Origin of the sequence: Mycobacterium sp. NBC_00419 (assembly GCF_036023875.1) — a bacterium.
Lineage (GTDB): Bacteria > Actinomycetota > Actinomycetes > Mycobacteriales > Mycobacteriaceae > Mycobacterium.
Genome location: NZ_CP107931.1, coordinates 1,036,601 through 1,061,404, shown reverse-complemented (window position 1 = coordinate 1,061,404; position 24,804 = coordinate 1,036,601). Strand labels below are relative to the sequence as shown.

The window sequence follows — 24,804 nt, the reverse complement described above, 5'->3', positions numbered from 1 at the left end:
CCTTGTTATCGCTTGATCGGGCTATGTGGACTGAACGGACAGGGCTCGCACGGCGTTGTCGGGCCAGGCCAGTACCACCTGGGCGCCGCGGTTGATGTCGCTGGAGGCTTCCGCGGACAGCAGTGTCGCCGTCAGCCGGGCGCCCGCGGCGTCGGCGGCCACCCGGGTGATCGGGCCCGCATAGACGACCTCGGCGACTTCGGCTGGGGCGCTGCGCATTCCGGACGGAACTGCGTCGTGGGGTTGTAGCAGCAGGATGCGTTCGGGCCGGATGGCGAAGGTGCCCGGCCGGCCCAGGAGAGCCTCCGCGGTCGCCCCGGTGAACACATTGGAGGTGCCGACGAAGTCGGCGACGAACCGGTTGGCCGGATTCTCGTATACCTCCCGGGCGGCGCCGATCTGCTCGATCCGGCCGTTGTTGAACACCGCGAGCCGGTCGCACAACGTCAGCGCTTCGTCCTGGTCGTGGGTGACGATGACGAACGTGATGCCGACCTCGCGCTGAATTGCCTTGAGCTCCACCTGCATCTGCTCGCGCAGCTTGAGATCCAGTGCGCCAAGCGGTTCGTCGAGCAGGAGCACCTTGGGCCGGCCGACGAGTGCGCGGGCGAGTGCGACACGCTGCTGCTGGCCGCCCGACAACTGGGTGGGCTTACGGTCGCCGTACCCGGACAGCCGCACCATCTCCAGCGCGGCGCCGGTGCGGTCACGTCGTTCGGTCTTGTTGACGCCCTTGACCTTCAGCCCGTACTCGACGTTCTGCGCCACCGTCATGTGCGGGAACAACGCGTAGTCCTGGAAGACGGTGTTGGTGTCGCGCTTGGCCGGTGGCAGCGCGGTCACGTCGACTCCGCCGAGGTGGATCGTGCCCGCAGTGGGCTGCTCGAAGCCGGCGATCATGCGCAGCACCGTGGTCTTGCCGGAGCCGGACGGGCCGAGGATCGCGAACAGTTCGCCGTCACCGACGCTCAGGTCGGCGCCTTCGACCGCGGTGACGTCGCCGAATACCTTCCGCACCCCACGTAACTCGATCTGGGGAGAGGCAAGTGGCATGCAGGGATCGTACGGATAGCGTTGTCGGATCGCAGCCCCATTGCTCTTTTCGCCGGTGGTCATGCTGCTCGGCGACCGAAACCGCGACGTGATGCAGACGTGGCCAGTGGCGATAGTGAGGATATTGGGGCGGTTGTCGTAGTCTGGCGCTCGTGTTCGTGTCGCGCCGCGACGTGCTGAAAATCGCCGCCGTAACCCCGGCCGCGCTCGGTCTGGGAGCGCTGGCGTCGGCGCTCACGCCTGCGCCGGCCTCCGCTGAACCGCTGGGGGTGTTACTCGACTACGCCGCCGGTGTCATCAGCGCCGCCGATCTGAAGGCCTCCGGCGCCCTTGGCGCGATCCGTTACGTCTCCGACCGCCGACCCGGTGGCGACTGGATGCTGGGTAAGCCGATTCAGCTGCCCGAGGCGCGCGACCTCTATCAGGCGGGCCTGAAGATCGTGTCGAACTACCAGTACGGCAAGGCGGACACCGCGGATTGGCTCGGCGGCCAGGAGGCAGGTATCACCCATGCCAAGCGGGGCTGGCAGCTGCACACCGCGGCCGGCGGCCCTGTGGGTGCCCCGATCTACGTCTCGATCGACGACGACCCCACCCTGGATCAGTACAAGGAACAGGTCGTGCCCTATCTGCGCGCCTGGGAGTCGGTGATCGGCCACCAGCGGGTCGGTGTCTACGGGAACTCCAAGACCATCGACTGGGCGCTCCAGGACGGCATCGGCTCATGGTTCTGGCAGCACAACTGGGGCTCGCCCAAGGGGTACACCCATCCGGCTGCGCATCTGCACCAGGTCGAGATCGACAAGCGCAAGGTCGCCGGCATCGGCGTCGACGTCAACGATGTGCTGAAGCCGAGTTTCGGGCAATGGGACTGAGAAATTCGGCCAAACTTACCGACCGGTAAGGATTTGCCAGCAAACATCGCAACGCCATTTTGGTGAACGATTGTGGACTGAGTGACCGAGCAAGTGCTTGGCCGAGCGCTGACGTGCGCCGCGACTGACAGGAAATCCTTACATAACGATTCGATAACAATCGTGCCTTGATCAGGGAAGTTGTTCCTACTCCACCGTAACCACCCGCTTGCAGGACGTTTGTCCCGGTTCGTCTCGGCGGCACTTCGGCCCCGCGTTACCGACCGTGTGGTTACCCGTGCGTAGAACTCATCAGTAACCAAGTTGGGCGCAGAAATGGACCGTGTTCTTATGCCACTCTTAGTAGAGCCGGTATGTCCGCAGACCCCGCCCCGCGCAGGTCGGGGGAGCACGCCGGACACCGTGATTCGACGGGGAATCGCCAAGACACACCTTCGCAAGGCAGCGCAGGTCCCAAGACGCAGACATACGAAACGCAGCGCGAGACGCGACGACGAGCACCGAGGAGATTAGACAAGGTGACGATCCACGAACACGACAGGCTGTCCACTGGCGACGGATCACGACGCGGCGAGGCCAAGCAGACTCCCACCCACGCACTGGTCGACCGGCTCAGCGCCGGCGAGCCCTACGCCGTCGCGTTCGGTGGTCAGGGTGCCGCCTGGCTGGACACCCTCGAAGAGCTGGTGACCTCGGCAGGCATCGAATCCGAGCTGGCCACGCTGGCCGGTGAGGCTGAGCTGCTGCTGGAGCCGGTGGCCAGGGAATTGGTGGTCGTCCGCCCGATCGGCTTCGAGCCGCTGCGCTGGGTGCGCGCGCTGGCCGCCGAGGAGCCGGTTCCGTCGGCCAAGCAGCTGACCTCCGCCGCGGTGTCGGTGCCCGGCGTGCTGCTGACTCAGATCGCCGCTGTGCGTGCGCTGGCCCGCCAGGGCATGGACCTCGCCGCGACCCCGCCGGTGGCGGTGGCAGGCCACTCACAGGGTGTCCTGGCCGTCGAGGCACTCAAGGCCGGCGGCGCCAAGGATGTCCAGCTGCTGGCGCTGGCCCAGCTGATCGGAGCCGCGGGCACGCTGGTGGCCCGCCGCCGCGGCATTTCGGTCCTCGGTGACCGCCCGCCGATGGTGTCGGTCACCAATGCCGAGCCGGAACGCATCTACGAACTGCTCGAAGAGTTTGCTCAGGATGTCCGCACCGTGCTGCCCCCGGTGCTGTCGATCCGCAACGGACGGCGCTCGGTCGTCATCACCGGGACGCCCGAACAGCTGTCCCGTTTCGAGCTCTACTGCGAGCAGATCGCCGAGAACGAGGCCGCTGAGCGCAAGAACAAGCTGCGCGGCGGAGCTGTCTTCTCACCCGTGTTCGACCCGGTCGCGGTCGAGGTCGGCTTCCACACCCCGCGGCTGGCCGACGGCATCGACATCGTCGGCCGCTGGGCGCAGGCCGTGGGCCTGGACGTCGAGCTGGCCCGCGCCATGACCGAGGCGATTCTGGTCCAGCAGGTGGACTGGGTCGATGAGGTCGGCGCGCTCAACGACGCCGGCGCGCGCTGGATTCTCGACCTGGGTCCCGGCGACATCCTGACCCGGCTCACCGCCCCGGTGATCCGCGGTCTGGGCATCGGCATCGTGCCCGCCGCCACCCGCGGCGGCCAGCGCAACCTGTTCACCGTCGGCGCCGTGCCCGAGGTGGCCCGGCCGTGGTCGAGCTACGCCCCGTCGGTGATCAGCCTGCCCGACGGCTCGGTCAAGCTCGCCACCAAGTTCACCCGGCTCACCGGACGCTCGCCCATCCTGCTCGCCGGGATGACGCCGACGACCGTCGACGCCAAGATCGTCGCCGCGGCCGCCAACGCCGGGCACTGGGCCGAGCTGGCCGGCGGCGGCCAGGTCACCGAACCCATCTTCGAGCGCCGCGTCACCGAACTCACCGAACTGCTCGAGCCCGGCCGGGAGGTGCAGTTCAACGCTCTGTTCCTCGACCCCTACCTGTGGAAGCTCCAGGTCGGCGGGAAGCGGCTGCTGCAGAAGGCACGTCAGTCCGGCGCCCCGTTCGACGGCCTGGTGATCAGCGCAGGCATCCCCGAACTCGACGAGGCCGTGGACCTGATCGAGGAACTCCAGGATGCCGGTCTGACCCACGTGTGCTTCAAGCCCGGCACCGTCGAGCAGATCCGCTCGGTCATCCGGATCGCTGCCGAGGTGCCGACCCGGCCCGTCATCGTCCACATCGAGGGCGGCCGCGCCGGTGGCCACCACTCCTGGGAGGACCTCGACGACCTGCTGCTGAGCACCTATTCGGAGCTGCGCGGCCGCTCGAACATCACCGTCTGCGTCGGCGGCGGCATCGGCACCCCGGAGCGGGCCGCCGAGTACCTGTCCGGCCGGTGGTCGGAGTCCTACGGCTACCCGCTGATGCCGGTCGACGGCATCCTGGTCGGCACCGCCGCGATGGCGTGCCTGGAGGCCACCACGTCCCCGTCGGTCAAGCAGCTGCTGGTCGACACGGTGGGCACCGATGAGTGGGTCGGCGCTGGAAAAGCCTTGAACGGCATGGCATCCGGGCGCAGTCAGCTCGGTGCGGACATCCACGAGATCGACAACGCCGCCTCCCGCTGCGGCCGGCTGCTCGACGAGGTCGCCGGTGACGCCGACGCCGTCGCCGAGCGCCGCGACGAGATCATCGCCGCGATGGCGCCGACGGCCAAGCCGTATTTCGGCGACGTCGCCGACATGACCTACGCGCAGTGGCTGGCCCGCTACGTCGAGCTCGCCATCGGTGACGGCAACTCCACCGCCGACACCAAGGCCGAGGACTCGCCGTGGCTCGACGGCACCTGGCGTGACCGCTTCGCCGAGATGCTCCAGCGCGCCGAGGCGCGGCTGAATGCTGCCGACAGCGGCCCGATCCCGACGCTCTTCGACGACGCGGCACTGCTGGAGAACCCCGACGCGGCCATCGCGGCGCTGACCGGGGCCTACCCGGACGCCGAGACGGTGTTGCTGCACCCGGCCGATGTGCCGTTCTTCGTCCAGCTGTGCAAGACGCCCGGCAAGCCCGTCAACTTCGTCCCGGTCATCGACAAGGACGTGCGCCGCTGGTGGCGCAGTGACTCGCTGTGGCAGGCCCACGACGCCCGCTACACCGCCGATCAGGTGTGCGTCATCCCCGGCACCGAGGCCGTCGCGGGCATCACCCGCGTCGACGAGCCGGTCGGCGACCTGCTCGACCGATTCGAGAAGGCTGCCGTCGACCAGGTGCTGGCCGCCGGCGCGAGCCCGCTGCCGGTCGCCTCACGCCTGCAGGTCCGCACCGACGCTGCCGGGCCGCTGGCCATCGTGCTGGATTCGCCCGACGTGCTGTGGGCCGGCCGCATCGCCAGCAACCCGGTGCACCGGATCGCGCCGCCGTCGGCGTGGCTGGTTCACGACAATCGTTCCGCGACAAACCATTCCACCGGTGCGCGACTGGAAGTCACCGGTTCGGACCGGGTGGTGCTGAGCGTGCCGCTGTCGGGCACCTGGATCGACATCGCCTACACGCTGCCGGCCACCGTGGTCGACGGCGGAGCCCCGGTGGTGCGCACCGAGGACGCCGCAGCCGCGATGCGTGCCGTGCTGGCCATCGCCGCCGGCGTCGACGGCCCTGACGCCCTGCCCCCGGTGACCAACGGGTCCACCACGGTCATGGTCGAGTGGGATCCCGAGCGGGTCGCCGACCACACCGGTGTCACTGCCACGTTCGGGTCGCCGCTGGCGCCCACGCTCTCGATCGTCCCCGACGCACTCGTCGGGCGCTGCTGGCCCGCGGTGTTCGCCGCGATCGGCGGCGCGGCCACCGACACCGGCTTCCCGGTCGTCGAGGGCCTGCTGAGCCTGGTGCACCTCGACCATGCCGCGCAGCTGCTCAAGCCGCTGCCCAAGGACAAGACCCAATTGACGGTCACCGCAACCGCTTCGGTGGCCACCGACACCGAGGTCGGCCGGGTCGTCCCGGTCACCGTCAACGTCACCGACGCCAACGGACTCATCCTGGCCGTCCTGGAGGAACGCTTCGCGATCCGCGGGCGCACCGGTCCGGTCGAGCTGACCGACCCGGTTCGGGCCGGGGGAGCGGTGTCGGAGAACGCCACCGACACCCCGCGACGCCGTCGCCGCGACGTCGCCATCCCGGCACCGGTCGACATGCGTCCGTTCGCGGTCGTCTCCGGCGATCACAACCCGATCCACACCGACCAGGCTGCCGCCCTGCTGGCCGGACTGGAATCTCCGATCGTGCACGGCATGTGGCTCTCGGCTGCGGCTCAGCACGTCGTCACCGCCACCGACGGCAAGCCGGTCCCGCCGGCCAAGCTGATCGGCTGGACCGCCCGCTTCCTGGGCATGGTCAAGCCGGGCGATGACATCGACTTCCGTGTCGATCGCGTCGGAATCGACTTGGGTGCAGAGGTTTTGGAGGTCACCGCCAAGGTCGGTACTGATCTCGTCATGAGCGCCACCGCTCGGTTGGCCGCACCGAAGACGGTCTACGCCTTCCCCGGCCAGGGCATTCAGTACAAGGGCATGGGCATGGATGTCCGTGCCAAGTCCAAGGCCGCGCGCAAGGTGTGGGACAGCGCCGACAAGTTCACCCGCGAGACGCTGGGCTTCTCGGTGCTGCACGTGGTGCGCGACAACCCGACCAGCCTGATCGCCTCCGGTGTGCACTACCAGCATCCCGAGGGTGTGCTCTACCTGACGCAGTTCACCCAGGTCGCGATGGCCACCGTCGCCGCCGCGCAGGTCGCCGAGATGCGTGAGCAGGGTGCCTTCGTCGAGGGTGCGATCGCCTGCGGTCACTCCGTCGGCGAGTACACCGCACTGGCGTGTGTGTCGGGGGTCTACCCGCTCGAGGCGCTGCTGGAGGTGGTGTTCCACCGCGGCAGCAAGATGCACGACATCGTGCCGCGTGACGAGATGGGCCGCTCGGACTACCGGCTTGCCGCCATCCGGCCGTCGCAGATCGACCTCGACGACGCACTCGTCAACGACTTCGTTGCCGAGATCGCCGAGCGCACAGGCGAATTCCTGCAGATCGTCAACTTCAACCTGCGCGGCTCGCAGTACGCGATCGCCGGCACGGTCCGGGGTCTGGAAGCGCTCGAGGAAGAGGTCGAGCGGCGCCGCGAGATCACCGGCGGCAAGCGTTCGTTCATCCTGGTGCCCGGTATCGACGTGCCGTTCCACTCCAGCGTGCTGCGCGTCGGCGTCGACGACTTCCGTCGCTCGCTGGAGCGGGTCATGCCGCGCGACGTCGATCCGAATCTGCTGATCGGGCGCTACATCCCGAACCTGGTGCCGCGGCCGTTCACCCTGGACCGCGACTTCGTCCAGGAGATTCGCGACCTGGTGCCCGCCGAACCACTCGACGAGGTGCTCGCCGACTACGACACCTGGCGCAACGAGAAGCCGCGCGAACTGTGCCGCAAGATCGTCACCGAATTGCTGGCCTGGCAGTTCGCCAGCCCGGTGCGCTGGATCGAGACCCAGGACCTGCTCTTCATCGAGGAGGCCGCGGGCGGTCTGGGCGTGGAACGGTTCGTCGAGGTCGGCGTGAAGTCGGCCCCGACCGTCGCGGGCCTGGCGAGCAACACCCTGAAGTTGCCCGAATTCGCCCACAGCACAGTCGAGGTGCTCAACACCGAGCGCGACGCGCAGGTGCTGTTCGCCACCGACACCGATCCGGAGCCGGAGGACGAACCCGTCACCGAGGCGCCGGTCGCCGATGCCGCACCCGCTGCGGCGGCACCCGCCGCGGCGGCGCCCGCCGCCGCGCCGTCGGGTGGACCCCGTCCCGATGACATCGGCTTCGACGCCGGCGATGCCACGCTGGCGCTGATCGCCTTGAGCGCCAAGATGCGCATCGACCAGATCGAGCCGCTGGACTCCATCGAGTCGATCACCGACGGTGCGTCCTCGCGGCGTAACCAGCTGCTGGTCGACCTCGGCTCCGAGCTGAACCTCGGCGCGATCGACGGTGCCGCCGAGGCGGACCTGTCGTCGCTCAAGGGTCAGGTCACCAAGCTGGCCCGCACCTACAAGCCGTTCGGCCCGGTGCTCTCCGACGCCATCAACGATCAGCTGCGCACCGTGCTCGGCCCGTCCGGCAAGCGGCCGGCGGCCATCGCCGAACGGGTCAAGAAGACCTGGGAACTCGGCGACGGCTGGGCCAAGCACGTCACCGTCGAACTCGCCCTGGGCACCCGTGAGGGCAGCAGCGTGCGCGGCGGCGCGCTCGGCGGCCTGCACGAAGGTGCACTGGCCGACGCCGGTGCCGTCGACAAGGCCATCGACGCCGCGGTCACCGCAGTGGCCGCGCGTAAGGGTGTTGCCGTGTCGCTGCCCTCGGCAGGCGGTGCCGCCGGCGGTGTGGTCGACTCGGCCGCGCTCGGCGAGTTCGCCGAAAAGGTCACCGGCAGAGACGGTGTGCTGGCCTCGGCGGCCCGCATGGTGCTCGGTCAGCTCGGCCTGGACACCCCGGTCACGGTGCCGTCTGCGAGCACCGACGCCGAACTGATCGACCTGGTGACCACCGAGCTCGGCTCGGACTGGCCCCGCCTGGTTGCCCCGGCGTTCGACGGCAAGAAGGCAGTGCTGCTCGACGACCGCTGGGCCAGTGCGCGTGAGGATCTGGTCAAGCTGTGGCTGGCCGACGAGGGTGATATCGACGCCGACTGGGCGCAGCTCTCCGAGCGGTTCGAGGGTGCCGGCCATGTGGTCGCGACCCAGGCCAGCTGGTGGCAGGGCAGGTCCCTGGCTGCCGGGCGGACCATCCACGCCTCGCTGTTCGGGCGTATCGCCGCCGGCGCGGAGAGCCCTGACAAGGGCCGCTACAGCGACGAGATCGCCGTGGTCACCGGTGCCTCCAAGGGATCGATCGCCGCGTCGGTGGTCGCGCAGCTGCTCGACGGTGGGGCCACGGTGGTGGCCACCACGTCCAAGCTCGACGACGACCGGCTGGACTTCTACAAGAATCTCTATCGCGACCACGCCCGCTACGGCGCGGCGCTGTGGATCGTGCCCGCCAACATGGCGTCCTACGCCGACATCGATGCCTTGGTGTCGTGGGTCGGCAGTGAGCAGACCGAAAGCCTTGGGCCGCAGTCGATTCACCTCAAGGACGCGCAGACTCCGACACTGCTGTTCCCGTTCGCCGCACCGCGGGTGGCCGGGGACATGTCCGAGGCCGGCTCGCGCTCGGAGATGGAGATGAAGGTTCTGCTGTGGGCCGTCGAGCGGCTCATCGGCGGGCTGTCGTCCATCGGTGCCGAGCGTGACATCGCCTCGCGCCTGCACGTCGTGCTGCCCGGTTCGCCGAACCGCGGCATGTTCGGCGGGGACGGCGCCTACGGCGAGTCCAAGTCCGCGCTGGACGCGGTGGTCAACCGGTGGAACGCCGAATCGTCGTGGGCGCAGCGGGTCAGCTTCGCTCACGCGCTGATCGGCTGGACCAAGGGCACCGGCCTGATGGGCCACAACGACGCCATCGTCGATGCGGTCGAGGAAGCCGGGGTGACCACCTACACCACCGCCGAGATGGCCGCGATGCTGCTCGATCTGTGCACGGTGGACTCCAAGGTCGCCGCGGCCAACGCGCCGCTGAAGGTCGACCTGACCGGTGGCCTCGGCGATGTTCAGCTGGACATGGCCGAGCTGGCTGCCAAGGCCCGCGAGGAGATGACCGCCGAGGCGGCCAACTCCGATGACGAACCGGCGGCCGGCACCATCGCCGCCCTGCCGTCGCCGCCGCGCGGCCTGAAGGCGAGCACCCCGCCACAGTGGGCCGATATCGACGTCGACCCGGCCGATCTCGTGGTCATCGTCGGCGGTGCCGAACTCGGCCCGTACGGCTCGTCGCGTACCCGCTTCGAGATGGAGGTCGACAACGAACTGTCGGCCGCCGGTGTCCTCGAACTGGCCTGGACCACCGGGCTGATCAAGTGGGAGGACGACCCCAAGCCGGGGTGGTACGACGTCGCCTCCGGTGACCTGGTCGACGAGGCCGAACTGGTCGAGCGCTACCACGACACCGTCGTCGAGCGTTGCGGTATCCGCGAATTCGTCGAAGACGGCGCAATCGGAGCCGACCATTCCCCGCCGCTGCTGGTCAGTGTCTTCCTGGACAAGGACTTCAGCTTCGTGGTGGCCAACGAGACCGAGGCGCGAGCCTTCGAGCAGGCCGACCCCGAGCGCACGGTGGTGCGTCCGGTCCCGGATTCCGGTGACTGGCAGGTGATCCGCAAGGCGGGCACCGAGATTCGGGTTCCCCGCAAGGCGAAGCTGTCCCGCACTGTCGGTGGTCAGATTCCCACCGGGTTCGACCCGACGGTCTGGGGCATCGGCGCCGACATGGTCAGCTCGGCTGACCGGGTGGCGCTGTGGAACATGGTGGCCACGGTCGATGCGTTCCTGTCCTCGGGCTTCACCCCGACCGAACTGATGCGCTGGGTGCACCCCAGCCTGGTGGCCAGCACCCAGGGCACCGGTATCGGCGGCCTGACCAGCATGCAGACCATGTTCCACGGCAACCTGCTGGGCACCGCCAAGCCGAACGACATCCTGCAGGAGGTTCTGCCGAATGTTGTTGCCGCCCATGTGATGCAGTCCTACGTCGGCGGCTACGGCGCGATGGTCCACCCGGTCGGTGCGTGCGCCACCGCGGCGGTGTCGGTCGAGGAAGGCGTCGACAAGATCCGGCTCGGCAAGGCCGAACTGGTGGTGGCCGGCGGCTTCGACGACATGACCTCCGATGCCATCACCGGCTTCGGTGACATGGCGGCCACCGCTGACACCGAGATGATGCGCGCCAAGGGCATCAGCGACGCCAAGATCTCGCGCGCCAACGACCGGCGTCGGCTCGGCTTCCTGGAGGCTCAGGGTGGTGGCACCATCCTGCTGGCTCGCGGTGACCTGGCGGTGAAGATGGGCCTGCCGGTGCTGGCCGTGGTCGGTTACGCGCAGAGCTTCGGCGACGGCGTGCACACCTCGATCCCGGCTCCGGGGCTCGGCGCGCTGGGTGCCGGCCGCGGCGGCAAGGATTCGGTGCTGGCCCGCTCGCTCGCCAAGCTGGGCGTCGGAGCCGACGACATCGGGGTGATCTCCAAGCACGACACCTCGACGCTGGCCAACGATCCCAACGAGACCGAGCTGCACGAGCGGCTGGCCGACTCGATGGGCCGCTCGCCGGGTGCGCCGCTGTTCATCGTGTCGCAGAAGACGCTGACCGGCCACGCCAAGGGCGGTGCCGCGGTCTTCCAGATGATGGGCCTGATCCAGGTGTTGCGTGAGGGCGTCATCCCGCCCAACCGCAGCCTGGACTGTGTCGACGACGAGCTGGCCACCTCGGGTCACTTCGTGTGGGCCCGCGAAGCCCTACGGCTGGGCGACAAGTTCCCGCTGAAGGCGGGCCTGGTCACCAGCCTGGGCTTCGGCCACGTGTCGGGTCTGATCGCGCTCGTGCACCCGCAGGCGTTCCTGGCCTCGCTCAGTGCGCAGGATCGGGCGGACTACCTCGAGCGGGCCCAGCAGCGTGTGCTGGCCGGACAACGGCGGCTGGCATCGGCCATCGCCGGTGGCCGCCCGATGTACGAGAAGCCCGCGGATCGCCGGTTCGATCACGATCTGCCGGAGAAGCGCCAAGAGGCCGCGATGCTGCTCGACCCGGCCTCGCGCCTCGGCGATAACGATATTTACGTGCGGTAGGGTCTGTCGGCGTGGCGATAGTCGGCGTGGGTATCGATGTGGTGTCCATCCCGCAATTCGCCGAGCAGGTCGACCAGCCCGGCACGGTGTTCGCCGAGACGTTCACCCCTGGTGAGCGCCGCGACGCGGCCGACAAGAGTTCGGTCGCGGCGCGGCATCTCGCCGCTCGGTGGGCCGCCAAAGAGGCGGTGATCAAGGCGTGGTCGGGGTCCCGGTTCGCGCAGCGTCCGGTGCTGCCGGAGGGCATCCACCGCGACATCGAGGTCATCACCGACATGTGGGGCCGGCCCAAGGTGCGGTTGACGGGTGCGATCGCCGAGCACCTGGCCGAGGTCACCATCCACGTCTCGCTGACCCATGAGGGTGACACCGCCGCCGCGGTGGCCATCCTGGAGACGCTGTAATTTTCTGCGCGACGATTCTGCGGTGAGAGTGTCCTCCCGTGAGGACTTAGCGCTCTCACCGCAGAATCGATGCACGCCGAGCCAGAGCAGCAGCTGCTCTCCTCGATAGGGTTGGCCCATGAGTGATCTCGTCGAACGCGTACAGGCCGTGCTGCCCTCGGTGCGGGCCGACCTCGAAGATCTGGTCCGCATCCAGTCGGTGTGGGCCGATCCAGCCCGCCGCGACGAGGTGCACCGCAGCGCGCGGGCGGTGGCCGACCTGCTGAGCGCGGCCGGCTTCGACAAGGTCGAGATCGTCAGCGAGGGCGGTGCCCCCGCGGTGATCGCCCACCATCCGGCGCCCCAAGGTGCCCCCACCGTGCTGCTGTACGCCCACCACGACGTGCAGCCCGAAGGTGATGCCGCCCAATGGCATTCGGCCCCCTTCGAGCCGGTCGAGCGCGACGGGCGGCTCTACGGCCGCGGCAGCGCCGACGACAAAGCGGGTATCGCCACCCACCTGGCGGCCTTCCGCGCGCACGGCGGCAAGCCGCCGGTCGGCGTCACCGTGTTCGTCGAAGGTGAAGAGGAGTCTGGGTCCCCGTCGCTGGGCGCGCTGCTGGCCGCACACAAGGACAAGCTGGCCGCCGACGTCATCGTGATCGCCGATTCCGACAACTGGACACCGGACATCCCGGCGCTGACGGTGTCCCTGCGCGGTCTGGCCGACTGCGTGGTGGAAGTGGCCACCCTCGATCACGGCCTGCACTCCGGGCTGTGGGGCGGTGTGGTGCCCGATGCCCTCAGCGTTCTGGTGCGCCTGCTGGCCAGCCTGCACGACGCCGACGGCAATGTCGCGGTCGCCGGCCTACACGAGGGCAGCGCCGCCGACGTCGACCGCGGCCCGCAGTGGGTGCGCACCGAGTCCGGCCTGCTCGACGGTGTCACCGAAATCGGCTCCGGCACAGTCGCACAGCGGATGTGGGCCAAGCCGGCGATCACGGTGATCGGCATCGACACCACGCCGATCGCCAAGGCGTCCAACACGTTGATCCCACGTGCTGCCGCCAAAGTCAGCATGCGCGTGGCCCCGGGCGGTGACGCTGCCGCTCACCTCGACGCGCTGCGCCGTCACCTCGAACAGCACGCACCCTGGGGCGCCCGGGTCACCGTCACCCCGGGTGACGTCGGTCAGCCCTACGTCATCGACGCCACCGGCCCGGTGTACGACGCCGCCCGCGCCGCCTTCGCGCAGGCCTGGGGCACCGACGTCGTCGACATGGGGATGGGTGGGTCGATCCCGTTCATCGCCGAGTTCGCCGCTGCCTTCCCGAACGCGACCATCCTGGTGACCGGCGTCGAAGATCCCGGCACGCAGGCGCACAGCGTCAACGAGAGCCTGCACCTGGGCGTTCTCGAGCGTGCGGCCACCACCGAGGCATTGCTCCTGGACAAGCTGGGGAACTAGACCTCGATGTCGCGACGCAGCTTGGCCACGTGTCCGGTGGCCTTCACGTTGTACTGGGCCACCTCGATCTTGCCCTTCTCGTCGACGACGAACGTCGAGCGAATGACGCCCTGAACGGTCTTGCCGTACAACTTCTTCTCGCCGAAGGCACCCCACGCGCCGAGCACCGTCTTGTCCGGGTCGCTCAGCAGCGGGAAGGACAGCTCGTCGCGGTCGCGGAACTTGGCCAACTTCTCGGGCTTGTCGGGGGAGATACCGATGACGTCGATGCCGGCCCCGTTCAGCTCGGCAAGGCTGTCGCGGAAGTCACAGGCCTGCTTGGTGCAGCCCGGTGTCATCGCGGCCGGGTAGAAGTACACGATCACCTTGCGGCCTTTGAAGTCGGAGAGCTTGACGGTCTTGCCGTCGGCGTCGAGCAGGCTGAACGCCGGTGCTGTGTCGCCAACCTCCAGGCGTGCTGTGTCGGTCACGTCGCGTCCTTTCTCCAAAACCGTTGCCGATGCGCCCGGTTAGCCGGGGCTGCTCTAGGGTAGTTCGGCAGAGCGGCAGTTTGGAGGACGGAAGTGGTGGACCGGGATCCCGAGGTCATCAAGGCCGATATCGACGCGGCGCGCGATCGGCTGGCATTGACGGTCGATTCGTTGGCTGAACGCGCGAATCCCCAGCGCCTGGCCGATGACGTCAAGGCTGCCCTGCTGCGCTTTGTGAAGAAACCTGCGGTGACCGCGACGCTGGCCGGCGTCAGCGTGGTGACCGTCGTCCTGGTGGTCCGCCGGATCCGGAACGGTTAGCGGCGGCGCAGCCAGCTACTGAACGGACGGCGAAAACCCGGGGGGTTGGCCTGCAGGCCCAGCCTGCTGCAGCTGTGCACCTGCACGGGCGCAGGAGACGGCGAGGCGACATCGCGCTCAGGATGGCGGGCTGAACCGTCCGCGACCATTGGCAAATTCCTCACTACGTCCCTGGTTGCTGGCCCGGAACCATTGCCCGGCGTTACACAGCTAACTCGGACTATAACACCTCGGCGGGTATCAGTGCAGCCCAGTGCGGGGATAGTCACTTTCCGGCAGTCGGTCGGTTATCGAATAATCCGAATAAATCCTGGTCGACCAGCCGCCCAGGAGGGCTGCCGCCGAAGCGTCCAGCGACCTCGCAGAGAGACCTCAGGGGCCCGTCAGTTCATCGACGAGCGCCTTGATCCGCTCGGCGATGTCGTCGCGGATACGCCGGACCACCTCGACCGGGTGCCCGGCCGAGTCGTCGAGCTTCCAGTCCCGGTAGGAAACTCCGGGGAAGTAGGGATACGTGTCGCCGCGGCCGTGATGCCGATACCGAACTCCGCCATCGCCGCGACGGCGGCCGGATTGATCTGGTCGGCGGGCCAGCTGCGCAAGGCGGGCCTGGTGCTCCGAACGGCGCGGCATGAACGTCGTCCATCGGGATCCGCCCCGAGGCGCTGCAGGCATTGTGCGCCGCGCTGGACCCCACCTGCTGGAGCTAGGCCGGCAGCATCACACCCGGGTTGAGGATGCCTGCCGGGTCGAAACTGTCCTTGATACGGCGCAGGAGCGCCAGCTTCGCCGGGTCCTCCAGCTCGGTGAAGTAGCTCGCTTTGGCCCGGCCGATCCCGTGCTCGCCGGAGATCGCACCGCCAAGATCCATTCCCATCGCGAAGATTTCGGTGAGCACGCGGCGGCGCACCTCGGGGTCTTTGCAGAACAGCACGCCGTGGACATTGCCGTCGCCGGCGTGCCCGCAACCGCTCATGGCCGCACCTGAGGCAACTGCGAGATCACGTGCCTTCCGCAGGAACTCCGGCATCAAGCCGCGTGGCACCACGACGTCGACGATGTCGTCGGCGCCCAGCGCTTTAGCCGTCCAGAACACGTTCTCCCGTGCCTCGATCAATCGTCTGGCCGAATTACCTTGCAACACATAGGCGTCTAATGCGCCCCAGTCGCTCAGCGCCTGACACAGCTGCTCGGCGTCCTCGTCGAGGCGGTCGCTGTGATTGTTCTCCAGCGCGACCACCAGGTATGCCTCGCAGGACTGCCGGATGTGTTCGGGGATACCCAGTTCCAGGTTCTCGGCGGCGGAGATCGCCGCCATCACCGCGCGGTCGATGTATTCGACGATGCTCGGGCCCAGGCCGCTGGAGATGATCTTCGGCACCGCCGCCATCACCTGGTCGAAATCGCCGAACGGGGCCAGTACGGTGGCGCCGTGCTTCAGGCGGGGGACCAGCTTCACCGTCACCTCGGTTACCAGCGCCAGAGTGCCTTCCGAGCCGATGATCAGTTGCGTCAGGTCGTATCCGCTGGAGATCTTCGACATCTTGCCGCCGGTGCGGATGATCTCCCCGGTCGCCAGCACGGCCTGTAGTCCCAGCACGTTGTGACGGGTGACGCCGTACTTGACCGCGCGCATGCCGCCGGCGTTGGTGCCGACGTTGCCGCCCACACTGGAGGACAGCTCGCCGGGATAGACCGTGTAGCTCAGGCCCACGTCGGCAGTGCGGGCGTCCAACTCGGTCAACGTCACCCCGGGCTGGACCACCGCGACGTGGTTGTCGACGTCGACCTCCAGGACGGCGTTCATCCGCTCGAAGGAGATCACCAGTCCGCCTGCGACAGGTCTGGCCGCCGCCGACAGTCCGCAGCCCGACCCCCGGGCGGTCACCGGCAGCCGGTGCTCGGTGGCCACCGCCAGCAGGTCGGCGACCTCCTCGGCGGTGGCGGGTCTGGCAACGAAGGCCGGTCGTTGCGGAGCGAGGTTGAGCGCTTCGTCGTGGCAGTAGTCCTCGGCGATCGCGTCCCCGGTGAGCAGGTGCGACCGGCCGACGGTGTGCGACAGCTGCGCCGCGAGATCACCCATGTGCGCCCAGCGTAGTCCGCTCCTCAGGCCGGCAGGGTCAATCCTTGCTCGAAGCTGAAGACGCCGTCGGGGTCGTAGGCCGCCTTGACCGTGCGTAGACGCTCGACGTTCGTTCCCCAGTAGGCAGCCTCGAACTGCGGCATACCGGCATTGGGAACGTTGACGTAAGCGCCATTGGCAAAGGGGCTCAACGCTTCCCCGAACTCGGCGATCCACGCCTGGCACGGTGCCGTCAGCGGGTCGGAGGATGCCGGGGTGCCACCCCGCTGGCCCCACGCCGCGCCGGGCTCGGCGTAGAACAGCGCGTCGCGGTGGGCGAACACCGAGCCGCCGGCGGGCTCGCTGCTGGTGACCGCGCCACCGAAGGCGTTGGTGAAATAGTTGCACTCCGGGGTCGGGGCTCGTGACATGAAGTCGCCCACCACCCGGATCGCCTCAGCGGGAAACGGTTCGGTCATGAACTGCGACAGGAACTTCCAGTTCGCCGGTTCGTTCTCGGTGGGGATCTGGAATCCCGCATAGATGTCCGCCCAACCGCCTTCGCGGGCTGTGATGACCGGTGCGCCGACGCACAGAATCGAGTCCAGCAGCTGGATCGCCTCGGTCTGCGACCCGGGAGCGAGTGCGCCGACAAGCATGATCTCGTGTGGGCGGATTTCCAGCTGGCTGGTGAGCCGGTGGTCGGCGTACGGGGCGCTGCGTTGCCAGGCCTCGAACACGGCGGGCAGATCGTGTAGGCCGGGCCAGGTTGCGGTGATGTAGGTGGCCTGTGACAACGGGTGCACCGCGTAGGTCAGTGACGTGACGATCCCGAAATTGCCGTTGCCTGCGCCGCGCAGTGCCCATAGCAGGTCGGTGTTGTGCGACGCGTCGGCGACGACCACCGCCGCGCCGCCGCCGGCGGGGGCGACGACCACTTCGGCGGCCAGAAGATTGTCCGACGCCATCCCGAGCTTGCGAGTCAGAAGCCCGAAACCGCCGCCCAGCGTGGCGCCCACCAGTCCCACGCCACCCTCGGTGCCGGTGGGTGCGGCCAGACCGGCCCGGCCCAGGGCGGTCACCGCCTCCAACTGATTGAGTCCCGCGCCCACCGTGGCCGTTCCTGCGGTGGCGTCGATCTCGGCCGATTTGATACCGCTCACGTCGATGACAAGCCCGCCGTCGACGTTGGACCAACCCTCCAGGCTGTGCCGGCCGCTACGCACCCGGATCGGCCTGTTGTGCCGCCGGCCCCACGCAAGGGCGTTGACCACGTCGGCGGTGTCGGCGCAGAACACGACCGCCTCGGGGTGGCTCGAGTACAGGTGGTTCCAGCCGGTGCGCGCGATGTCATAGCCCGAATCACCCTGTCGGACAACCCGACCCGTCAGAGCATCAGTGCTTGAAGACATCAACGTCTCCGGGCTCGGTGTCGAGTACCTCTCGATTGGTGACGAACAGGTACGCGAAGTACACACCGCCGGCGAGAACGATGCCGATCGCCAGGAACACTGCCGTGCGGGCCTCCCGCGGCGAGACCAGGATGAACACGACGATTGCCGACCAGACCAGCGCGCCGATGGCGACCGGCATCTCGAATCGGCCGATGTCGAAGGCGTCCTCCTGGCGGCCCAACCGCTTTCGCACCGTCAGGTACAAGACGACGATTGCGCCGTAGAGAACCGCCCCGATGAGCCCACCAACGGTTAGCAGTTCGAGGAGGGCGTCGCCGGGGACCGCGGCCATCAACGCGACTCCCAGCACGACGATCAGGATGGTCGCTGGAATCGGGGTGTGCGTTCGCGGGTTGACTCGCTGCATCAGCCGCGGTGCGGGGAAGCGGTCGTCGCGCGCCATCGCGAAGACCATTCGGGCACAGGTGGCCAGCGTCACCAGTCCGGCGCCGAAGAAGGCGATCACGATCGCGACGAGTAGCGAGCGCTCCATCACGACGCCGAGTTGATCGCGCAGGATCATTGCGACAGGCGATTCGGTGGCGGTGATGCGAGGAATGTCCTTGATCGCGATGGTGAGCGCTATCGCGAACACCAGCCCCAAAACCCCTGCCGCCACAACTGATCCCACGATCGCACGCGGGACGCTGCGGAAGGGGTCCTTGGCCTCCTCTGCCATATTGGCCGCGGCGTCGAAGCCGACCAGCGTGGCGATGCCCATGATCATCGCGGCCATCAGGCCGCCACCGATGGCGAAGTAGTCACTGGCGCCCTCGGCGACACCGCGTGAGGTGAGGTTGCCTGCTGAGCCGCCACCCGTGACGGCGACGGCGATGAACAGGGCGATCGTCAGCACCACCACGATGATCAACTCGAGGCCCACCGCAGCCGAGGTGATCAACCCGACGATGCGCGTGGAGGCGATGACCAGGACGGCCTGAGCAAGCAGCATCGCGACCGTGATCACGCGGGCGGTCGTCTGGTCTTCGGCCATTCCGAGCAGGGGCATGAGTGCGGTGTTGGCCAACGCGTTGTCGACGGCCACGACTCCGATTACCAAGTAGCAGAAGCTCAACCAGCCGAAGAACCAGCCGATCTTCGGGTTGGCGAGCCGCGAGGCCCATTGGTAGGACGAGCCGCTGAGCGGGATGCGGGCGGCGAATTGGGCGATCACGAGTGCGATCAACGTCTGACCCACGGCGACGACGGGCCACAGCCAGATCCCGACCGGGCCCGAGTTGGTCAAGACGTTGTCGTAGGTTCCGAAGATTCCCACCGCCACCGAGATGAACGCGAAGGACACCGCGAACACCTGAAATGATCCGAGTGTCCGCGCTAGTTCGGGTTCGTAGCCGCAGTCTTCGCACAACTCGTCGGCATCGTGCGCGTCCGGCGAAACTTCCGTCATGGGGGTCCCGCCATAGTCGCAATTAGTCTCTGAATGTAGCGACCGCGACGCCGCGCCGTCGCGCTATGGTGACATCGGGCCTAGCCGGCGCCCGCGGCGATCACCTGGTCCACCTCGAGTACGCGGCTCGCCATCTCGGCATGTGCCTTGTCCAGTTCCTCGGCCTGGTCCTCGTCGGCCTTCATCAACACCTCGATGTCCAGGCCACCCAGTTCGTGAACACCCATGTCCCGGAAGGCTTTTTGCACCTTGTCGCCCCACAAGCCGATGTCTTTGACGATCGGCACGATGCGACTGAACAGGTGTGAGCGGAACTGGACCATCAACGGCGAGGTGTCCACCCACTCGGTGCACGCCTTCACATCGAGCCCCAGCGTGTCGAAGACCTCCTCGCCGCGGAACCTGTCGCGCATCAGGTAGCAGGCGTCGACGACGAACTCTTCGCGCTCGTCGCGTTCGGCATCGGTGAGCTCGGAGTAGTAGTCCTTCAAGGAAATTCGCCCGAAGGCGACGTGGCGTGCCTCGTCCTGCATGACGTAGGCCAGCAACTGCTTGGCCAGCGAGTCCGGCGCCGCCAGGTCGCGCAGCGTGCCGAAGGCGGCCAGTGCCAGTCCCTCGATGAGCACCTGCATCCCGAGGTAGGGCATGTCCCAGCGGGAGTCGCGCAACGTGTCCTCCAGCAGCGCGGTCAGGTTCTTGTTGACCGGGTAGACCAACTCGACCTTCTCCTGCAGGAACCGCGAGAACGCCTCGACGTGCCGGGCCTCATCCATGGTCTGGGTGGCCGCGTAGAACTTCGCGTCCAGGTCCGGGACCACCTCGACGATCTTGGCCGCGCACACCATCGCGCCCTGCTCGCCGTGCAGGAACTGGGAGAACTGCCAGGCTTGCGAGTGCTGGCGCATCTCGGCGCGACGCGCGTCGTTTGCGGATTCCCACATGGGACTGCCGAACAGTGGATGGAACTCGTCGGGCAGTCCGACCGGATTCATCGGGTCGACGTCCTGGCTCCAGTCGATGCGCGACTGGGCGTCCCACTGCTTGTCCTTGCCCTTTTGGTAGAGCGAGAGAAGCCGCTCGCGTCCCTCGTCGTACTCCCAGGTGAAGCGAGCGTCGCCGGCGCTGGGCACCTTCCAGAAGTAGGGGTCGGGGACCTCGGTGTACTGGTCTTTTGTGGTCATGGCTGCCCCCTCGAGCTGCGGCGTCGTCAAGTGACGAACGTCACAATGCTTTCAGTGCCCGGCGGTGCGGTCAAGCCTGACGGGGGTGTCAATTAGCCACTGACGTCGCTGCGGGAGCGGGTTACTTGCGGATGAGGAAGCCGTTCGGCGCGAAGGTGAAGCCGAACTTGTTCTCGCGCTCGACGTCATGGGTGTAGTCGTCGGGGAATTCGGCTTCGTAGGCCTCGATGGCCTCATACGGTCCCGGGCCCCAGCCGGGGAGGACCGGGTGACCGTTGACGATCGAATCCTCCACCAAGAGGTAGTCACCCGAGGACAGCAGCGGACGAAGGAGTTTCATCTCGCCGAGCACGTGATCCTTGGTGTGGTCGCTGTCGAGGATGGCGAAGATCGGCCCGGGGTATTCGCTCTTGAGGCGTTCGATCTGCTCGGCGATCTTCGGGTCGGTGGACGACGACTCCACGAAGATGATGTCGGGATCCTTGCGGGCGGCGGGAGCCAGCGGTTTGTGGTCGATATCGACAGACAACACCTTGAACGGCTTGCCGATTTGGCGCATCACGCTGGCAAAGAAGAGCGCTGAGCCGCCTTGGTTGCTGCCGAACTCGATAACGAGGGAAGGTTTTACGTCACAGAGAATTTCTTGGTAGTTCCACATGTCGCTGACGGACTTCCAGGTGGTCACGCCCATCCACGAGGTTTTCCGCCAAACGAAGGTGTTGTAGTACCACTTGTTGTATTCCTCGGGCTCGGCGCCCGTCGGTTCATATACGAAGATCGCCAAGGCCGATCGGGCGACACTGCGCACCGATTTCAGCGTCGTCTTGACGACGTTCGGTCGCGGGCTGCTGCTGGTACGTACCGCTGTCACCTGTGTTTCCCTCCCCGGGAAGTTGGCATTCAGGCAACTGGTCGGCCTGTTCAGCCAGATTCCTACCATATGACCGTATTGTGGCCTTCATTGTTTGCCGGCTTTGTCCAAAGTGGACAAATGGCAAGCCTGTCTTGGGCTGCATTTCGGATCTAGGGTCGGTTTGGAGTCTTCAGGAGTTCGAACGCCGGACTCACTTCAGCGTGCGTTATACGGCAGCCATGGGGTTCGCCAGAGCCGGCATCTGAGATTTGCCTGTGAAGTATGGACGAATCGGTGGGTTTCTCCATCTGGGGGACCGGTGCACGTCAAAAATTGCTTGTAGACGCAAAGAAAGGTTGAAGATGACGAATCCTTCCGACTGGTGGCTTTCCCGCCAGACGCCACTTGTCGCGGCGGGGAGTGCGGCAGTCGTGTTGGCAGGTTTGATCGCAGTCCCGCCTGTTCCGAAGCACCAGGGTGCAATTCGTGGAGAACGGGCCGCAGTCCAGTTAGCCGTTTTCGCTACGACCGAGGTAAGGGCGGCGGCCGCCCAGAACCGTTCGGGTTCGATCTTCGCAAACACGTCGGCTGAGCCATCGTCGGCGGGTCCAATCACGGCGTCGGGTCGCCAGTCCAGCTCACCTCGGGCCGCAGCCTCCTCACTCCTTAACCTGGCGCTGTTGCCGATCCTTCTCCCGCTGTGGTACGTGGCCTTTCCGATCACGCTGCCGATCAACATCATCGTTTGGACTTCCGTCACCCTGAAAAATCCAATGTTCCGCGGAAATCCATTAGGCGCGCTAATCGCAGGTATCCAAGCCGGCCTGATCAATTTCATCAGCATGCCGCTTCCCCTGGCCTTCGCACTCTCTGCGGCGCCTAGTGCTTCTGCAACCACGACGGGGACGGTCCGATCCGCTTCGAGCATTCCCGCCGTCGCGAAGGCTCATGCCACTACCGGCCGGCGGACGCTGACCAGGCCAGGTCACCCAACCGCAATCCGGAAGGCCGGAAGTCGTGTTGCCAGCCTGCCTAAGGCTGCCGATGCCGCACAGGCGAACATCGCGGGTGCGGCCGACAATGGCCGCAAGGCGGCGGCGGCCCGATCGGCCAGGAATGGACGCTCTCCTGACACCGCGAAACGCCCCGCGCCACACCAAACGCGTCTACACGTTGCAGGCTGACCTCAGTGCGGGCCGGTGCCGGTGATCACGGGATGGATCGACAACTGCGTCGTATTTGACGCCAGATACGCACTGGGCGGTGCGGCGCGTTGCCTTGCCGCTCGTAGTCCGACATCCTCGCGGGCAATCACCCCGCTGGCCTTCGGGCCCGGTGGGGCGAGCTTCTACTTCAGTAGATGCCCGCGGCCCGTAGTGATTCGTCGATCACCGGTGTGATGTGTTTGGCGTAGGGCGGGGACATGTGTGCCCAGTCGGCTTTGGTGATGATTGTGTCGACGAAGCTGGGGCAGCGTTCCTCGAAGCAGAACCACAGCCGCGGGTCCACCCAAGTTCCGCTGATGGCGGTGGCCAGATCCCGTTCGGCTTCAGCCATCTGGTGCCAGCCTTCCAACACTTTGCCTACACAGTCGGGGGGCTTATTCGCGGCTACCCCATAGCATTTGCTCATAACAATGTCAGCAGGTGGTGGAGCTAAGAACACAATCTTTTTCACGCTGCCCCGAAACGAATCAATGAACTTACGCATCGATTGAGCCCACTCCTGAGCGGTGATGTTGCGGTCGGTACCGGCGATCTGTTTCGCGCCGTAGGAGTGGGAGATGAACACCACGTCGGGCTTGTTGGCGTTGATGTAGTTCACGGCGCGTTGTTTGCGGGCTGGGCAGGCGTCGGCCAGTTTCTCGTCCTGACCGGTGATCGCCGCGTCGATGAAATAGCAGAAGTATTCAGCCTCGTTGTGCACCTGGATTTGACTACCGGTTGTGTTTGCGATGTCATGCAGCGGGCCGAGATAGGACATGGCGATGGAGTCCCCGATCAACACGGCATGGGTGTGGGCGGCGGGATCGCCCCACGTGCAGGGTTTGTCGGATGTTGGTGCTCCGCAAGCTTTCACGTCGGCTTCGGCGATGTCGCCGTTGATGATTGTGTCGGCCGGTGGGGCGAATTGGGGCCACTGTTCAGCCTTCAACGCTGCGACGATGTCATTTTGCAGCGCGGTCACCAACGGCCCAAGCTGATGGCCACCCGACTGGGTGAGTGGGTTGTCGGCGGTTGCTAGATCCGGTGGTGCAGCCGAAGGTCTCACTGGTTGCATCAGAATTGCGAGGGTCGCCACCGTCAGCAGGCCTACCGCGGCGGTCATCATCGCCTGGCTGGATCGTGCCGGGCTGTAGCGGCCCCGCCTCACGTCCCGCACGGTCTGCCGGATTTTCGCTGAATTGACCCGGCGTAGAGGGTCTTCCACGCAATGGTACGAGGTGATCGCCAGCGCGAAACTCAGCGCCACCACCACTACTGAGTAATAGACGCCAGGCTCCATTAGCGACCCGGCGAACACGATGATCGGCCAGTGGACTAGATACAGCGAGTAAGAGATATCGCCGATGTAAGTACTGATCGGGTTCCGCAGAAAGTCTTGATAGCGGGGTTCCCGGCCGACACCGGCGGCGATCACCAACCCCGACCCCACAACCGGGAGCAATGCCCACGGCGCGGGGAAGCCGACGGTGGCGTCGTGCAGCAGGAGCAGGCTGGTGGCGATCAAACCGAGCCCCACCCACGACAGGATCGGCTTCACAGCCTGCGGGATCGTCGCCAACAAGCCCGTTGATGTCGCGAGTAGTGCGCCGGCGCCCAGCTCCCAGACCCGAGCGAACGTGTCGAAATACGCCCACGCCGGGGCTGTTGCGGTTTGGAAGATCGACCAGCCGAGAGATGTCGCCACGACCGCGGCCATCACCACACCGGCGATGAACATGCGCCTGGAATGCGGCCACGCCTTCCGCGCTACCAACACCCCGATCGCAAAGATGAGGGCGGGCCAGACGAAATAGAACTGTTCCTCGATTGACAGTGACCAGAAATGGCGGATCGGTGAAACGGCGATGCCCTGGCTGAAGTAGTCGGTGCCCTGAATTGCGAAGCGCCAGTTCGACATAAAGATGAACGCGTAGAACGCGTCCAGCCCGACTTGTTTCGCCCGGAACGGCTGGAAGATCAACACCGCGGCCACACATGTCATGGCCAGGGTGACTGTCGCGGCAGGCACGATGCGCCGAACCCGATTCCAGTAGAACGCGGTGAACGACACATTGCCGGTGGTCTCAGCCATCCGCAGCAGGTTGCCGGTGATCAAAAAGCCCGAGATCACAAAGAACACATCGACTCCGACATAGCCGCCGCTCGGCCATCCCCACAGATGGTCGGCGAAGACCGTCAGCACCGCCACCATGCGCAGACCCTGAATGTCGAGGCGTTTGTGGGCGTGGCGGGCGCGTCGGCGATGGCGATCGGAAACCCGCTCGTAGCGGTCTAGGACGGACACCGTAAATACCCCCTACCCTGGCAACCCGC

At 66.8% G+C, this 24,804-nt stretch carries 14 protein-coding genes and 1 pseudogene; 6 read left to right on the top strand and 9 right to left on the bottom strand.

Annotated elements, in window-relative coordinates; all coding sequences use genetic code 11:
• Window positions 1–21: 21 nt before the first annotated feature.
• The gene (locus tag OG976_RS04935) at window positions 22–1,053 is read right to left on the bottom strand and encodes an ABC transporter ATP-binding protein (RefSeq protein ID WP_328358678.1); all 1,032 of its coding nucleotides are present in this window, start codon (window positions 1,051–1,053) and stop codon (window positions 22–24) included.
• Between the two features lie 152 nt (window positions 1,054–1,205).
• On the opposite strand from OG976_RS04935, the gene OG976_RS04930 reads away from it, so the two are divergent.
• From OG976_RS04930 to OG976_RS04915, 4 genes are all read left to right on the top strand, one after another.
• Window positions 1,206–1,928 carry a glycoside hydrolase domain-containing protein gene (locus OG976_RS04930; protein WP_328358675.1) on the top strand — a complete coding sequence of 241 codons (723 nt, stop codon included), beginning with the start codon at window positions 1,206–1,208 and terminating at the stop codon, window positions 1,926–1,928.
• Window positions 1,929–2,446: 518 nt separating this feature from the next.
• Window positions 2,447–11,665: a polyketide synthase gene (locus OG976_RS04925; protein WP_328358672.1), complete on the top strand. Its 9,219-nt coding sequence runs from the start codon at window positions 2,447–2,449 to the stop codon at window positions 11,663–11,665.
• Between the two features lie 11 nt (window positions 11,666–11,676).
• A complete protein-coding gene (gene acpS, locus OG976_RS04920) occupies window positions 11,677–12,069 on the top strand; it encodes a holo-ACP synthase AcpS (protein WP_328358669.1) in 393 nt (130 codons plus the stop codon).
• Between the two features lie 118 nt (window positions 12,070–12,187).
• A complete protein-coding gene (locus OG976_RS04915; RefSeq protein ID WP_328358666.1) occupies window positions 12,188–13,516 on the top strand; it encodes a dipeptidase in 1,329 nt (442 codons plus the stop codon).
• Here OG976_RS04915 and bcp read toward each other — a convergent pair.
• The gene (gene bcp, locus OG976_RS04910; RefSeq protein WP_328358663.1) at window positions 13,513–13,986 is read right to left on the bottom strand and encodes a thioredoxin-dependent thiol peroxidase; all 474 of its coding nucleotides are present in this window, start codon (window positions 13,984–13,986) and stop codon (window positions 13,513–13,515) included. The two genes, OG976_RS04915 and bcp, sit on opposite strands and share 4 nt — an antisense overlap.
• Window positions 13,987–14,079: 93 nt before the next feature.
• On the opposite strand from bcp, the gene OG976_RS04905 reads away from it, so the two are divergent.
• Window positions 14,080–14,307, top strand: a complete 228-nt coding sequence (locus OG976_RS04905) for a DUF3618 domain-containing protein (protein ID WP_167099811.1) — start codon at window positions 14,080–14,082, stop codon at window positions 14,305–14,307.
• A 372-nt stretch (window positions 14,308–14,679) separates the two neighbouring features.
• Here OG976_RS04905 and OG976_RS04900 read toward each other — a convergent pair.
• From OG976_RS04900 to OG976_RS04875, 6 genes and pseudogenes are all read right to left on the bottom strand, one after another.
• Window positions 14,680–14,897 (bottom strand): annotated as a pseudogene (locus tag OG976_RS04900) (heat-shock protein HtpX); the annotation flags it as partial.
• 116 nt (window positions 14,898–15,013) lie between these two features.
• Window positions 15,014–16,390, bottom strand: a complete 1,377-nt coding sequence (locus OG976_RS04895; RefSeq protein WP_328358658.1) for an FAD-binding oxidoreductase — start codon at window positions 16,388–16,390, stop codon at window positions 15,014–15,016.
• A 23-nt stretch (window positions 16,391–16,413) separates the two neighbouring features.
• Complete coding sequence (locus OG976_RS04890; RefSeq protein WP_328358656.1) at window positions 16,414–17,781, bottom strand: FAD-binding oxidoreductase; 1,368 nt, start codon at window positions 17,779–17,781, stop codon at window positions 16,414–16,416.
• Complete coding sequence (locus tag OG976_RS04885; protein WP_328358653.1) at window positions 17,765–19,231, bottom strand: APC family permease; 1,467 nt, start codon at window positions 19,229–19,231, stop codon at window positions 17,765–17,767. The genes OG976_RS04890 and OG976_RS04885 overlap by 17 nt, the downstream gene beginning before the upstream one ends.
• Window positions 19,232–19,311: 80 nt before the next feature.
• Window positions 19,312–20,412, bottom strand: coding sequence for a ferritin-like domain-containing protein (locus OG976_RS04880; RefSeq protein WP_328358650.1), 1,101 nt, complete (start codon window positions 20,410–20,412; stop codon window positions 19,312–19,314).
• 121 nt (window positions 20,413–20,533) lie between these two features.
• Window positions 20,534–21,352: a rhamnosyl O-methyltransferase gene (locus tag OG976_RS04875; RefSeq protein ID WP_442930430.1), complete on the bottom strand. Its 819-nt coding sequence runs from the start codon at window positions 21,350–21,352 to the stop codon at window positions 20,534–20,536.
• Window positions 21,353–21,945: 593 nt separating this feature from the next.
• On the opposite strand from OG976_RS04875, the gene OG976_RS04870 reads away from it, so the two are divergent.
• Complete coding sequence (locus OG976_RS04870) at window positions 21,946–22,449, top strand: hypothetical protein (RefSeq protein ID WP_328358647.1); 504 nt, start codon at window positions 21,946–21,948, stop codon at window positions 22,447–22,449.
• Between the two features lie 169 nt (window positions 22,450–22,618).
• Here OG976_RS04870 and OG976_RS04865 read toward each other — a convergent pair whose 3' ends face one another.
• Window positions 22,619–24,775: an acyltransferase family protein gene (locus OG976_RS04865; RefSeq protein ID WP_328358644.1), complete on the bottom strand. Its 2,157-nt coding sequence runs from the start codon at window positions 24,773–24,775 to the stop codon at window positions 22,619–22,621.
• Window positions 24,776–24,804: the final 29 nt, after the last annotated feature.

What these genes read in the sequence shown, in the direction of transcription:
- OG976_RS04890 (WP_328358656.1), bottom strand. Translation starts at nt 17,781, where the DNA reads ATGTCTTCAAGCACTGATGCTCTGACGGGTCGGGTTGTCCGACAGGGT.
- OG976_RS04915 (WP_328358666.1), top strand. Translation starts at nt 12,188, where the DNA reads ATGAGTGATCTCGTCGAACGCGTACAGGCCGTGCTGCCCTCGGTGCGG.
- OG976_RS04880 (WP_328358650.1), bottom strand. Translation starts at nt 20,412, where the DNA reads ATGACCACAAAAGACCAGTACACCGAGGTCCCCGACCCCTACTTCTGG.
- OG976_RS04885 (WP_328358653.1), bottom strand. Translation starts at nt 19,231, where the DNA reads ATGACGGAAGTTTCGCCGGACGCGCACGATGCCGACGAGTTGTGCGAA.
- OG976_RS04895 (WP_328358658.1), bottom strand. Translation starts at nt 16,390, where the DNA reads ATGGGTGATCTCGCGGCGCAGCTGTCGCACACCGTCGGCCGGTCGCAC.
- OG976_RS04875 (WP_442930430.1), bottom strand. Translation starts at nt 21,352, where the DNA reads ATGGTAGGAATCTGGCTGAACAGGCCGACCAGTTGCCTGAATGCCAAC.
- OG976_RS04935 (WP_328358678.1), bottom strand. Translation starts at nt 1,053, where the DNA reads ATGCCACTTGCCTCTCCCCAGATCGAGTTACGTGGGGTGCGGAAGGTA.